Source organism: Paracidovorax avenae ATCC 19860, assembly GCF_000176855.2.
Lineage (GTDB): Bacteria > Pseudomonadota > Gammaproteobacteria > Burkholderiales > Burkholderiaceae_C > Paracidovorax > Paracidovorax avenae.
Window position 1 is genome coordinate 4,369,373 of record NC_015138.1, and the last position, 13,107, is coordinate 4,382,479.

Consider the following 13,107-nt stretch of genomic DNA (forward strand, 5'->3'; position numbering starts at 1 on the left):
ATGGAAGCGGGCGACCTGGACAGCCTCGTGCTGCGCGCGGCCAACGGCTGGCTGCAGGCCGGCGTCCCCGCATGGCTGGTGACCGTCGCACGCACCTGGGGATCGTCCCCTCGGCCTCCCGGATCGCTGATGGCGTTGAATGCGCGGGGCGACGTGGCGGGCTCCGTCTCGGGCGGCTGCATCGAGGACGATCTGGTGCGACGCGTGCAGCAGCAGGCCACGGCGCAGGCGCAGGCCGAGGGCGCCGCGGCGCTCCCCGAAGTCCTGCGCTACGGTATCTCGGCCGACGAGGCCCACCGCTTCGGCCTGCCCTGCGGCGGCACGGTGGAACTGGTGATGGAACCGCTGCGGGAGCGCAGCCGGCTGCCGGAACTGATGGAGGTCTGCGCACGGCGGCGTTGCGTGGAGCGCACGCTGCACCTGGCCACCGGGGAGGTGGGGTTGCGCGACCGTGCACAGGCCGCCGCGCCGGTACTGGACGCGGACCGCTTCGTGGCCTGCTTCGCGCCGGTCGCGCGGCTCGTGGTCATCGGCGCGGGCGACACCGCGTACTACGCCTGCCAGATGGCGGTGAACGTCGGCTTCGACATCGTGCTGTGCGACCCGCGCCTGGAGCAGGCCCCCGCCTGGGCGCAGGGCCGCATCGCCTTCACGCACGACATGCCCGACGACGTGGTCCTCGCCCTGCGCGACGACGACCGCACGGCCGTTCTCGCCCTGAGCCACGACCCCAGGCTCGACGACCTGGCCCTGATCGAAGCCCTGCGCTCGCAGGCCTTCTATGTCGGCGCCATCGGCTCGCGCAACAACAGCATGCGGCGCCGCGAACGGCTGCAACGGCACTTCGGCCTGAGCGACGCCGAGATGGATCGCCTGCACGGCCCCGCCGGCCTTTTCATCGGCAGCAGGACACCGGCCGAGATCGCCCTCTCGATGGTGGCCGAGGTGGTGGCCGCGAAGAACGGCGTGCCTGCGGGCGCGTAACTTCCGGCGCTGCGTGGCCGCTCCGCGGTCGTGTTCACACCCTGCCCTCCGCTTCCCCCGCAGTGGATCGCGGCACCGGCCTACAACGGCGCCTTCCCGTCTTATTGACAAGATGTTGTCAACATAGAAATATGCTGCGCATGTCCGACCCCCACATGGATGTCCGTGAACTGGCGCTGGCGATCTTCGCGGCGAATGGGCGCCTGCTGAATGCGGGCAACGAACTCGTGGCCCACCTGGGCCTGACCAGCGCCTGGTGGCAGGTACTTGCCGCGCTGCGGTATTCAGCGGGCCCGCTGGCCGTCGCATCCATCGCCCGCAACATGGGGCTGACCCGCCAGGCGGTGCAGCGCATCGTCGACCTGCTGGAAGAACGAGGCCTGGTCGAGTTCCAGCCCAACCCCCATCACCGCCGCGCCAAGCTCGTCGTGCTGACGCGTGCCGGCCTGGATGCCGTGACCCGCGCCGAGCGCGCCGTGGCGCCGATCGATCAGGCCATCGCCGAGCGGATCGGCACAGCCCGCATCCGCGGCGCTGTCGCCACCCTCCGCGCGATGGTGGAGGTGATCTCGGAGCGGCTCGACTAGCCGGTGCCACACCTGTTTTTTTCCAACGCATAAGGAGCCTTTGACATGATCCTGGTTTGTGGAGCCACCGGCGGCATCGGCGGTGAAGTGTGCAGGCTGCTGAAGACAGCGAAAGAGCCTTTTCGCGCCATGGCGCGCAGGCAGGAACAGGTGGACCAATTCAGGCAACAGGGCATGGATGCCGTCCTTGGCGACTTCGACAGGCCTGAAACGCTCCCTGCTGCCATGCAGGGCTGCGACACCATGTTCCTCATCACGCCACCCAACCCCGACCAGTTCACCCAGGAAACGGGAGCCATCGACGCCGCAAAGCGTGCAGGCGTGGGCCGGATCGTGAAGATTTCCGCCTCCGACGGGAATGTGCGAACGCCGGTTCCGTGGGCGCGCACCCACGCGCTCATCGACCACCACCTGCGCGGCGCGGGTATCGGCTGGACCCTCCTGAAGCCCACCGCCTTCATGCAGAATTTCCTGTGGTTCAAGAAGCCGATCGCCAAGGGCTTCCTGCCCCAGGTGACGGGCGATGGATCGGTGTCCTGGGTCGATACCCGTGACGTCGCCCGGGTCGCGGCCACTGTTCTGACGCAGGAGGGCCACGCAGGAGCCACCTATTTCCTGACCGGGCCGGAAACGCTGGACATGACCGAGGCAGCCAGGCGGCTGTCGCACGCGGTCGGACACAAGGTACGCTACCTGGACCTGCCGACGTTCGTGTTCCGTACCATGCTGCGGCTGACCGGCAACTCGGCATGGATGGCCAAGGGCCTGGTCGTGCAGTTCGCAGACGTCGTGGCGGGCCACCACGACATCGATCCCACCTTCGAAATCGAGCGCCTCACCGGCCAGCGTGCGCACAGCTTCGACGATTTCATCCGGGACCATCGCAATGAGTTTGCCCGGCATGGCTCGTAATCCGTCATCGACGACTGGAGCGCTCCGGACGATTGGAGACCATGGCATCGTCGGCGATCTCGAGACGGTGGCCCTGGTCGCACGCGACGGCGCGATCGACTACCTGTGCTGGCCCACGCTCGACAGTCCCACGGTCTTCGCGGACCTGCTCGACCCGGGCCGGGGCGGCGCCTTCGAGATCCAGCCCGACCTGGCAGAGCCCCGCAACCTCCAGCTCTACGTTCCGGACACCAACGTCCTGGTGACACGCTGGATGGGGAAGGACGGGAGCGCTGAGGTGGTCGATCTGATGCCGCAACCCGAGGCCCGCCAGCGCACAGGCCACGGTGCGCGCGGTCTCATACGGCGCCTGACGGTGACGAGCGGGACGGTGGCATTCACGGTGCACTGCGCGCCCCGCTTCGACTACGCACGCGAGACCCCGCAGGTGGTCGCCATCGAGGGCGGCGTGCGCTTCGGCGGCCGGGAGACTACCCTCGACTTTTTTTCGTCCGCCCCGCTCGAAGCGGAGGAGGGCAGCGCCCGGGCCCGTTTCACCCTGTCCAAAGGCGAGAGTGCATGGTTCTTCCTCGGTGCCCCCCGGGTGCCCCGTCCGGGCGACGCAGCGATTCTGGAGCAGATCGAAGCCACCACGCAGGCATGGCGTTCCTGGCACGCCACATCGACCTACACGGGGCGCTGGCGCGAACAGGTGCTGCGCTCGGCACTGACCCTGAAGCTGCTGACGTCGGCCCGCCACGGGTCCATCGCAGCCGCGGCGACGTTCTCCCTGCCGGAAGCCGAGGGCTGGGAGCGCAACTGGGATTACCGCGCCACCTGGATCCGCGATGCCTCGTTCACCGTCTACGCCTTCCTCCGGCTCGGTTTCACCGAGGAGGCCAACCGCTTCAACCACTGGGTCGGGCAAAGGGTCGTGGGGGCGGAGCGCGACCACCCGTTGCGGATCATGTATGCGCTCGATGGCTCCGCCACGGCGCAGGAGCAGGAACTGCCGCATCTGGCGGGCTATGCGGACAGCCGGCCCGTGCGCATCGGCAACGCGGCGCAGCAGCAGATCCAGCTCGACATCTATGGTGAGCTGCTCGACAGCGCCTACCTCTCCAACAAGTACGGGGACCCCATCCATTACCAGGGCTGGCAGCATGTCTGCGCCATCGTCGACCACGTGATCGAGCACTGGAACGAACCGGACGCAGGCATCTGGGAGATGCGCTCGGCGCCACGCCATTTCCTGCATTCCCGCGTGATGTGCTGGGTTGCACTGGACCGTGCCATCCGCCTGGCCAGGAAGCGCTCCCTTCCCGCGCCGCTGGTCGCCTGGGCTCAGACCCGCGATGAGATCGTGGCCGACATATGGGCAAACTTCCGCCACCCCGAGCATGGCTATTTCGTGCAGGAACGCGGCGGCAGGGAACTCGACGCGGCCCTGCTGATGATGCCGCTCGTGCGCTTCGTCTCTTCGACCGACCCCGTCTGGCTCCAGACGCTGGACGCCATCGGCGAGCAGCTGTGCGACGACGGGCTGGTCTACCGTTACCGCGTCGATGACGGCCTGGGCGGCGACGAGGGCGCGTTCACCACGTGCACGTTCTGGTACGCGGAGTGCCTGGCCCGCGCCGGCAGGCTCGATGAGGCCCGCATCCACATGGCCAAGGGACTGGCCTATGCCAACCACCTGGGGCTGTTTGCCGAGGAAGTCGATGTCCGCGGCCTGCCGCTCGGCAACTTTCCCCAGGCCCTCAGCCACCTCGCGTTCATCAGCGCCGCCTACTTCCTGGACCGCAGGCTCGATCCGGCCTACCGGCCGGTCTGGCAGCCTTAGGGGAGCCCACACGACCCTTCTGGCTTCGTTGCCGCATCTTGTCGTACCGGTCGTACTGCCTGCGATGCGACACCTCGCCAGAACCGCTCCGCCGGACCGTGTGAGCCGCTCCTGGAACGCATCAATCGACGCTCGCGCCGGACTCCTTCACCACCCGGCCCCACTTCACGCTCTCTTTCTGAATGAAGTCGGCGAACTGCGCAGGCGTCTCGCCGGCGGCCTCGGCCCCCTGCTCCGCCAGTTTCTTCCGGATGTCGGGCTGCGCGAGCACCTTCACGATGGTGGCGTTGAGCTTGGCGACCACGGGCGCCGGCGTGGCGGCCGGCGCGAACATGCCGAACCACGACGTGGCCTCGTAGCCGGGCACGCCGGATTCGGCAATGGTCGGCACGTCGGGCAGTTCGGGCGAGCGCTTGGCCGTGGTGACGGCGATGGCGCGCAGCTTGCCCGAGCGCACGTGCTGGATGGCCGAGGGCATGTTGTCGAACATGATCGCGATCTGGTTGCCCAGCAGGTCGGTCACGGCCGGCGCGCTGCCCTTGTACGGCACGTGCTGCATGTCCACCTTGGCCATGCTCTTGAACAGCTCGCCCGAGAGGTGGATGGAGCTGCCGCTGCCCGACGAGCCGAAGTTGATCTTGCCCGGGTTGGCCTTGGCGTAGGCGATCAGCTCCTGCACCGTCTTGAAGGGCTGCGCGGGGTTGGCGACGAGCAGGTTGGGCACGTTGGCCACGCGCGTCAGGGGAGCGAAGTCCTTCACCGGGTCGAAGGGCATCTTCCTGTAGAGCGCCGCATTGATGGCGTGCGTGCCCACCGTGCCCATGAAGAGCGTGTAGCCGTCGGCGGGAGCGCGTGCCGCCACCTGGCCGCCGATGTTGCCGCCCGCGCCGGCGCGGTTGTCCACCACCACCGACTGGCCCAGCTCGGCGCCCATGCCCTGGGCGATGATGCGCGCCAGGATGTCGGTGGTGCCGCCGGCCGCGAACGGCACGATGATGGTGATGGGCTTGCTCGGGAACGCCTGGGCGGCGGCGAGGCCGGGCAGCAGGGCGCAGGCGGCAGCGGCGGCGATCAGGCCGCGGCGGAAGGTGGAGTGGGCGATGGTCATGGCTTGTTTCCTCGGATCTCTTCGTTATGGATGGCGATGCTGTGCGGCGAGCGAGCGGCGCGCCCTCACTCCTGCACGATGGACGACGGGTGGTTGGCCAGCGGCGTCACCTTGATCTCCATGTACGGGAACAGCGGCAGCCCGCTCAGGATCGCGTGCAGCTCGTCGTTGCCGGACACGTCGAAGATGCTCACGTTGGCGTATTCGCCGACGACGCGCCACAGGTGGCGCCACTTGCCATCGCGCTGCAGTTGCTGCGAATACTCCTTCTCCTTGCGCTTGATCTCGTCGGCCACTTCGGGGGCCAGCGTGGACGGGATGCGGACGGTCATTTCAGCCATGAACAGCATGGGTTGCTCCTTGGGGAATGGTTGGGATGTCGATAGAAAACGGAAAGCGGACTGCGCTCACAGATGCGGCCAGACCAGCATGGTCACGGCATAGATGGCGCCCACCAGCAGCATGGAGACCACCGTGTAGCCCATGATGTCCTTGAGCTTGAGCTTGGACAGCGCCAGCGCCGGCAGGATCCAGAACGGCTGCACGAGGTCGTTCCAGCCGTTGCCCAGCATCACCGACATGGCCGTCTGCGCCTGCGAGGCGCCCAGCGTGGTGGCCGCATTGATCATGAACGGGCCTTGCAGCACCCAGTGGCCGCCGCCCGAGGGCGCGAAAAAGTTGATCACGAAGGAGCTCACGAGGCCCCACAGCGGCAGCGTGGCGGCGGTGGAGATGTTCACGAACACGTGCGCGATGGACTCCACCAGCCCCGAGCCGTGCATGATCGCCATGATGCCGGCGTAGAACGGGAACTGCAGGATGATCCCGCCGATGGTCTTCACGCCCTCGTTGACCTTCTCCACGTACTTCATCGGCGTGCCCAGCAGCAGCACCCCGAGGAACAGGATGAAGAAGTTGATCATGTTCAGGTCGAGGTTGCCGCCGCGGATGAAATGCATGGCCACGTACGCCATGCCGCACAGCCCGATCAGCAGGCTCAGCAGGCGGCTGTTGTTCAGGCGCCAGGCCAGCGTCTTCTCGTCGCCCAGCAGCCCCTCGGCGCTGGCCGCGGGTTTCGTCTCGGCCACGGTGGCCGGGTCCAGCTCGACCACCTTCTCGCCCTGCTTGGGGTGCATGGCGGCATTGAGCAGCGGCAGCGCGATCAGCACGGCCAGGCTGGTGAGCAGGATGGGCGCGGAGAAGATCGTCTGCGTGAGCGGGATCAGGCCCATGGTGCCCTCGAAGGCATGGCCCTTGGTCGAGATGAGCACCGGGATCGTCGCCGAGAAGCCCAGGCTGTACATCGTGAAGCCCGTGTAGGCCGCCGCGATGATCAGCGGATAGTGCACGCCCTTCACCTTCAGTGCCAGCTTGCGCGCCATGATGCCGCCGATCACCAGGCCGAAGCCCCAGTTCAGGTAACTACCCACGCCGCCCACGATGGTCGCGACGATGATGGCCTGGCGCGGCGTGCTCACGCGCGCGGCGATGCGGTCGAGGAAGCGGTCCACGATGGGCGCGGCCGCGAGCACGTAGCCCATCACCAGGATCACGGCCATCTGCGTCGTGAAGGCCAGCAGGCTCCAGAAGCCCTTGCCCCAGTCCTGCACCACGGCGTCGATCGGGCGGCTCTCCACCCCGAAGGCCAGCGCCATGGTGAGCAGCGTGAGCAGGATCGCAAAGACGAACGGATCGGGCAGGTAGCGCCGCATCAGTTCGGTGAAGAAGGCAGTGATTTTCGACATGCGAATTGTCTCTTTGGTGTCGTGTGGATTTCTGAGAGAACGAAGGCGGAAGCGAGGCAATGCGCGGTGGCTATCAGACCCCCGCGACCCCCACGGTCATGCCGCCGCAGACGTAGAGCACTTGCCCGGTAACGAAACCGCTGCGCCCATCGAGCAGATACGACACCGCATGCGCCACGTCGTCGGGCGTGCCGACACGCTTCACGGGCACCGCATCGATGATGGCCTGCGTGCGCGGCGCATCCGGCGGGTTGGCTCGGTCGAACAGCTCGGTGCGGATGGGCCCCGGCCCGATGGCGTTGGCCGTGATGCCGTGGCGCCCCAGTTCCAGCGCCCACACGCGCGTCATGCCGATCAGGCCGGCCTTGGTGGCCGAATACGCGGTGCGCAGTTCCTTGCCGAGCGCGGCGCGCGACGACATGTTCACGATGCGCCCGAAGCCGGCCGCCTGCATGCCCGGCAGCAGCGCCTGCATGCACTGCAGGCTGCAGCGCAGGTTCAGCGCCACGGCCAGGTCGAACTGCTCCAGCGTCTGCTCGGCCGCCCCGGCCGGCACCACGATGCCGACGTTGTTGACCAGCCGCGTGATCGGGCCACCCGCCAGCGCCTGCTGCAGTGCGCGCGCCGTCTCGGCGGGGTTGGACAGGTCGGCCTGGATGCCGCCGGGCACATGGTCGACCACGCGGTCGATGACGACCGGCTCATAGCCGTCGGCGCGGCAGCGTTCTGCCGTCGCCGCACCGATGCCGGCGCCGCCGCCGGTGATGAGGACGCGCTCGCGCACGGAGGAGGCAAGGGAGTTCGTCATGGGGAATCCTTCAGGGGAATAGGTCATGCCGCGCCGCAGCGAGCGGCTCACAGGTAGCACTGTCCGTCCACGTAGGCCTTGCGCCAGCGCGTGAGCACCACGCGCTCGAACAGGCCGGCGGCATGGAAGGGATCGGACTCGATGAAGCGCTGCGCCGCTTCGCGCGAGTCCAGCGCCACCACGTAGAGGCCGCCGCCCAGGTCCCGGCCGTCGTCGTCCAGCTTGGCCCCGCAGGCCAGCAGCAGGTCCTTGTGGCCGTCCAGGAATTCCAGGTGCGCGGCGCGCGTGGCCTGGCGCACGTGCTGGTGGCCGGGCTTGTCGAAGGTCTCGATGATGAAAGGCATGGCGTGTTCTTTCCGTGCGCGGCGGGCCGGCACATGGCGGACGCCGCTGGCCGGGGACCTGCGGCGTGTTCGGGGTTGGAGCGGCTCCCGGGCCCGCTGGCCCGGAGAGTGGCGGTCTCAGACCGTGGCGACGGGCGTCACGGGCGAGCCCACGGCGCCAGGCAGGTTCAGCGGCGGTGCCGTCAGCAGGAACCGCTGGCGGCCGTGCTCGCGCAGCCAGCGCGCCAGCGGCGTAAGGTGCCACAGTTCGCCCAGGTGCACGCCCAGCTTGAACAGGCAGTGCTCGTGCAGCGGCAGCGCCGCGCAGCAGGCCGGCCCGGGGCGTGCGGGCAGGCCCTCGACGGCGTAGTTGTCCGCCGCGATGGCGGCGAGCTGGCTGTCGGTGATCCACTGCAGCAGCTTCTCGTCGCGGCCGTCCAGCACCGCGCAGGCGTTGTGCAGCACCTGCGGATCGGGATGCCGGCGCATGCCCAGCACCACGTCGGCGAAGCCCGTGTGCAGGCAGACGATGTCGCCCGTCTCCACCGCCACGCCGTCGCCGTCGAGCACGCGCATCAGCGTGTCATAGCCGACCAGCGTGCGCACATCGCCCAGGTGGGCGCGCAAATCGATCATCACGCCGCGGCCCTGCACGCCCGTGCGCGCCATGCCCTCGATGCCCAGGGCGTGCGCGGCCGAGGTGCTGGTGCCGGCAGCGCCCGGCGTGGCCGGCACGCCGGTGTCGCGCACGTCCTGCGGGCCGACGATGTGCCGCCCCGCCGCATAGCCGTTGTAGTAGAGCGCCTCGGGCAGGCCGTCGCCATTGGCGTCGAACAGCGATCCGGCGTGCGCCAGGCTGTCCCACTGCGTGGAGTACTGCAGGTACAGGATGGCCAGGTCGTCGGACATCACGTCCGTGCGGCCCGGCTCCAGTTCGGCCATCAGGCAGTTGAAATTCACCAACCCCTTGCGCAGCGTGGGCCGCAGCACGGGCGGGTGGCGGGCCGGATTGAGCGCGCTGCCGCCGGGATAGTCCAGCGGCAGGCTCAGCGCGAACGCCAGGCCCTCGCGCACCTCGGCCACGCCCTGGCGCACCTTGTCGGGTGTCAGCAGGTTCAGGCGGCCCAGTTGGTCGTCGGGCCCGAAGTCGCCCCAGGTGGAGCCGGGCGGGCGCTGCTTCCAGCGGGGGTTCGCGGGCTGTGGCTGTTCCATGGAATCCTAGTCCCTTTGCAGGAAATCCGCGAGCGCGGCATCGAAGGCCTGCGGCGCCTCGAGGTTGGACAGGTGCGAGGCCGGCAGTTCGGCCACGCGGGCCCCGGCGATGGCGGCCTGCATGGCCTGCGCATCCGCCACCGTGGTGACCGGGTCGGCCGTGCCGGCGATGAGCAGCGTGGGCACCGCGATGCCGCCGATGGCCGCGCGCAGGTCGGCGTGGGCCAGGGCTTCGCAACAGCCGGCGTAGCCTTCCGGCGCGATGCCCGCGATCCAGCCCTGGGCGCGGCGCACCACGTCGGGCTGCGCGGCGGCGAAGGCGTCGGTGAACCAGCGCCCCGGCGAGGAAGCGGCCAGCTCGGCCATGCCGGCCGTGCCCTTGTCGCGCACCATGGCGGCGCGCGCGGTCCACCCGTCGGCGGTACCGATCTTCGCGGCACTGTTGGCCACCACCAGGCGCTCGAGCCGCTGCGGCGCGTTCACGCCGAGCCAGAGACCGGTGAAGCCGCCCATCGAGATACCGCAGAAGGCGGCCCTTTCGATGCCCAGGGCATCGAGCAGCGCAACCACGTCGCCACCCAGTTGGTCGAAGGTGTACGGCCCGGACGACACCACGCTGCCGCCGTGGCCGCGCGTGTCGTAGCGCACCACGCGGTGGGTGCGTGCGAACCGTTCGGCCTGCGCATCCCACATCTCCAGCGTGGTGCCCAGGGAGTTGGAGAACACCAGGGCCGGCGCATCGACAGGCCCTTCCACCCGCACGCGGAAGTTGCCTCCCGCGGTCTTCAGCACCTCGTTCATGGCCATGCCGCCCCCGCTCACACGCGCTCCAGGATCACCGCGATGCCCTGGCCCACGCCGATGCACATGGTGGCCAGCGCATAGCGCCCGCCCGTGGCATGCAGCCGGTTGACGGCCGTCGTGGCCAGGCGAGCGCCGCTGGCGCCCAGCGGGTGGCCCAGGGCGATGGCGCCGCCCCAGGCATTCACGCGCTCGTCGTCGTCTTTCAGCCCCAGCATGCGCAGCACGGCCAGGCCCTGCGCGGCGAAGGCTTCGTTCAGCTCGATCACGTCGAGCTGTTCCAGCGTGAGGCCGGTCAGCGCCAGCACCTTCTGCGTGGCGGGCGCGGGGCCGATGCCCATCACGCGCGGCGCCACGCCGGCCGTGGCCATGCCGACCACGCGGGCCTTGGGCGTGAGGCCGTGCTTCGCGGCAGAGGCCTCGTCCGCCAGCAGCAGCGCGCAGGCGCCGTCGTTCACGCCGCTGGCGTTGCCGGCGGTCACGGTGCCGCCTTCGCGCACCACGCCCTTGAGCCTGGCGAGCGCTTCCAGGCTGGTCTCGCGCGGGTGTTCGTCCTTGTCCACCACCACCGCGTCGCCCTTCTTCTGGGGGATGGTCACGGCGGTGATCTCGCGCGCCAGGTGGCCGGCCTTCTGCGCGGCCACGGCCTTGAGCTGGCTGGCCAGTGCCATGCGGTCCTGCGCCTCACGCTCGATCTTGTAGTCGTCGGCCACGTTCTCGGCCGTTTCCGGCATGGAATCGACCCCGTACTGCGCCTTCATGAGCTTGTTCACGAAGCGCCATCCGATGGTGGTGTCGTACACCGCGTTGGCGCGGCTGAAGGCGCTCTCGGCCTTCGGCATGACGAAGGGCGCGCGGCTCATGCTTTCCACGCCGCCGGCGATCATCAGGCCCGCCTCGCCCGCCTTGATGGCGCGCGCCGCGGTGCCCACGGCATCCAGGCCCGAACCGCACAGGCGGTTGATGGTGGCGCCCGGCACGTCGATGGGCAGGCCGGCCAGCAGCGCGCTCATGCGGGCCACGTTGCGGTTGTCCTCGCCGGCCTGGTTGGCGCAGCCGTAGAGCACGTCGGTCACCGCAGCCCAATCGACATGGGGGTTGCGCGCCATCAGCGCCTTGAGCGGAACGGCGCCCAGGTCGTCGGTGCGCACGCTGGAGAGCGCGCCGCCGTAGCGGCCGAAGGGCGTGCGGATGGCGTCGCAGATGAAAGCTTGCGAAGAGGTCATGGTGTCTTGTCTCCTTGGGGGGGGCGGGCGCGGCGTTTCAGGCGGCGCGGATGGGCAGGCCGACCAGGCGCTCGAGTTCGGCATGTTCCAGGCCCGGCACGGCGTCGATCAGCACCAGGCCGTCCGGCGTGCAGGCCAGCGTGGCGAGGTCGGTGTAGATGCGCTTGACGCAGCCGATGCCCGTCAGCGGATAGGTGCACTGCGCCACGATCTTGGACTGGCCCTGCTTGGTCAGCAGGTCCATCATCACCCAGGTCTGCTTGGCGCCGATGGCCAGGTCCATCGCGCCGCCCACGGCCGGGATGGCCCCGGGCTCGCCCGTGCTCCAGTTGGCGAGGTCGCCCCTGGCGCTGACCTGGAAGGCGCCCAGCACGCAGATGTCCAGGTGGCCGCCGCGCATCATGGCGAAGCTGTCGGCATGGTGGAAGTACGCACCGCCCGGCAGCAGCGTGACGGGCTGCTTGCCCGCGTTGATGAGGTCGTAGTCCTCCTGCCCGGCCGCGGGCGCGGGGCCCATGCCGAGGATGCCGTTCTCGCTCTGCAGGATGACTTCGCGGTCGGCCGGGATGTGGTTGGCCACGAGGGTGGGTTGCCCGATGCCCAGGTTGACGACGGCGCCCTCGTGGATGTCCTGGGCCACGCGGCGGGCCAGTTCGTCTTTGCTGCGTTTCTGATAGCTGCTCACGCTGATTCCTTCTGCGCTGGTGGCCTGTTCAATTCCGATGCGATGCCGGGCTCATGCAGGCTTCCTGAAGCCCGCGCCCTGGGTGGCGGTGCGCTCGATGCGCACGATCCGGCTCACGAAGATGCCGGGGGTGACGATGGCCTCGGGGTCCAGCGCGCCCAGTTCCGCGATCTCGTGCACCGTGGCGATGGTCTGCTTCGCGGCCGTGGCCATCACGGGGCCGAAGTTGCGCGCGGACATGCGGTAGGTCAGGTTGCCCCAGCGGTCGCCGCGCTCGGCCTTGATGAGGGCCACGTCGCCATGGATGGGGTACTCCAGCACGTAGTGCTTGCCCCCGATCTCGCGCGTTTCCTTGCCCTTCGCCAGTTCGGTGCCGTAGGCCGTGGGGCAGAAGAAGGCGCCGATGCCGGCCCCGGCCGCGCGCAGGCGCTCGGCGAGGTTGCCCTGCGGCACCAGTTCCAGTTCCAGCTTGCCGGAGCGGTACAGGTCGTCGAACACCCAGCTGTCCACCTGCCGCGGGAAGCTGCAGATGATCTTGCGCACGCGGCCCGTCTTGAGCAGCGCGGCCAGGCCCGTGTCGCCGTTGCCGGCGTTGTTGTTGACCACCGTGAGGTCGCGGGCGCCCTGCTCGATCAGTCCGTCGATCAGTTCGCCGGGAATGCCGGCCGTGCCGAAGCCGCCGACGAGCACCGTGGCGCCGTCCTGGATGCCCGACAGGGCCTGGGCAACGGAATCCGCAATCTTGTTGATCATGGGAAGAAACACCTGGAATGAGAGGCAGGGCCGGACCACCGTGCCGCGCGGCGACAATCCGGCCCGCGAGCGGGAGGCAGCCGGATGCCCGGCTGCGGAATTTTGTTCGTATAAAGAACAAATGTTCGTACAATGAATTAA

Annotated in this window: 14 protein-coding genes; 4 read left to right on the forward strand and 10 right to left on the reverse strand. The window is 68.9% G+C overall.

What is annotated here, in order from left to right:
• The 4 genes from ACAV_RS18980 to ACAV_RS18995 all read left to right on the forward strand — a co-directional run bounded on the left by ACAV_RS18980 (position 1) and on the right by ACAV_RS18995 (position 4,305).
• Entirely contained in the window at positions 1 to 984 is a 984-nt protein-coding gene (locus ACAV_RS18980) for an XdhC family protein (RefSeq protein WP_013596199.1), read from the forward strand.
• Positions 985 to 1,124: 140 nt separating this feature from the next.
• Positions 1,125 to 1,571: a MarR family winged helix-turn-helix transcriptional regulator gene (locus tag ACAV_RS18985; protein WP_041829352.1), complete on the forward strand. Its 447-nt coding sequence runs from the start codon at positions 1,125 to 1,127 to the stop codon at positions 1,569 to 1,571.
• 45 nt (positions 1,572 to 1,616) lie between these two features.
• The gene (locus ACAV_RS18990; RefSeq protein WP_013596201.1) at positions 1,617 to 2,483 is read left to right on the forward strand and encodes an SDR family oxidoreductase; all 867 of its coding nucleotides are present in this window, start codon (positions 1,617 to 1,619) and stop codon (positions 2,481 to 2,483) included.
• Positions 2,473 to 4,305, forward strand: coding sequence for a glycoside hydrolase family 15 protein (locus tag ACAV_RS18995; protein WP_041828821.1), 1,833 nt, complete (start codon positions 2,473 to 2,475; stop codon positions 4,303 to 4,305). The genes ACAV_RS18990 and ACAV_RS18995 overlap by 11 nt, the downstream gene beginning before the upstream one ends.
• Positions 4,306 to 4,426: 121 nt before the next feature.
• Here the strand turns inward: ACAV_RS18995 and ACAV_RS19000 are convergent, their stop codons facing one another.
• The 10 genes from ACAV_RS19000 to ACAV_RS19045 form a co-directional block, all read right to left on the reverse strand.
• Positions 4,427 to 5,413: a tripartite tricarboxylate transporter substrate binding protein gene (locus tag ACAV_RS19000; protein ID WP_013596203.1), complete on the reverse strand. Its 987-nt coding sequence runs from the start codon at positions 5,411 to 5,413 to the stop codon at positions 4,427 to 4,429.
• A 65-nt stretch (positions 5,414 to 5,478) separates the two neighbouring features.
• Positions 5,479 to 5,763 (reverse strand): muconolactone Delta-isomerase, encoded by a 285-nt coding sequence (gene catC / locus ACAV_RS19005; protein WP_013596204.1) that lies wholly within the window; start codon positions 5,761 to 5,763, stop codon positions 5,479 to 5,481.
• Between the two features lie 57 nt (positions 5,764 to 5,820).
• On the reverse strand, positions 5,821 to 7,158 hold the full coding sequence (locus tag ACAV_RS19010; protein ID WP_013596205.1) for a short-chain fatty acid transporter: 1,338 nt from the start codon (positions 7,156 to 7,158) through the stop codon (positions 5,821 to 5,823).
• A 73-nt stretch (positions 7,159 to 7,231) separates the two neighbouring features.
• A complete protein-coding gene (locus ACAV_RS19015) occupies positions 7,232 to 7,966 on the reverse strand; it encodes an SDR family NAD(P)-dependent oxidoreductase (RefSeq protein WP_013596206.1) in 735 nt (244 codons plus the stop codon).
• 47 nt (positions 7,967 to 8,013) lie between these two features.
• Positions 8,014 to 8,310, reverse strand: a complete 297-nt coding sequence (locus ACAV_RS19020; RefSeq protein WP_013596207.1) for a YciI family protein — start codon at positions 8,308 to 8,310, stop codon at positions 8,014 to 8,016.
• Positions 8,311 to 8,427: 117 nt separating this feature from the next.
• Positions 8,428 to 9,501: a cyclase family protein gene (locus tag ACAV_RS19025; protein WP_013596208.1), complete on the reverse strand. Its 1,074-nt coding sequence runs from the start codon at positions 9,499 to 9,501 to the stop codon at positions 8,428 to 8,430.
• Between the two features lie 6 nt (positions 9,502 to 9,507).
• A complete protein-coding gene (gene pcaD, locus ACAV_RS19030; RefSeq protein ID WP_013596209.1) occupies positions 9,508 to 10,308 on the reverse strand; it encodes a 3-oxoadipate enol-lactonase in 801 nt (266 codons plus the stop codon).
• A gap of 11 nt (positions 10,309 to 10,319) precedes the next feature.
• Positions 10,320 to 11,528 (reverse strand): 3-oxoadipyl-CoA thiolase, encoded by a 1,209-nt coding sequence (pcaF, locus tag ACAV_RS19035; protein WP_013596210.1) that lies wholly within the window; start codon positions 11,526 to 11,528, stop codon positions 10,320 to 10,322.
• A gap of 37 nt (positions 11,529 to 11,565) precedes the next feature.
• Positions 11,566 to 12,213 (reverse strand): 3-oxoacid CoA-transferase subunit B, encoded by a 648-nt coding sequence (locus tag ACAV_RS19040; protein ID WP_013596211.1) that lies wholly within the window; start codon positions 12,211 to 12,213, stop codon positions 11,566 to 11,568.
• Positions 12,214 to 12,264: 51 nt separating this feature from the next.
• Positions 12,265 to 12,966, reverse strand: coding sequence for a 3-oxoacid CoA-transferase subunit A (locus tag ACAV_RS19045; protein ID WP_013596212.1), 702 nt, complete (start codon positions 12,964 to 12,966; stop codon positions 12,265 to 12,267).
• Positions 12,967 to 13,107: the final 141 nt, after the last annotated feature.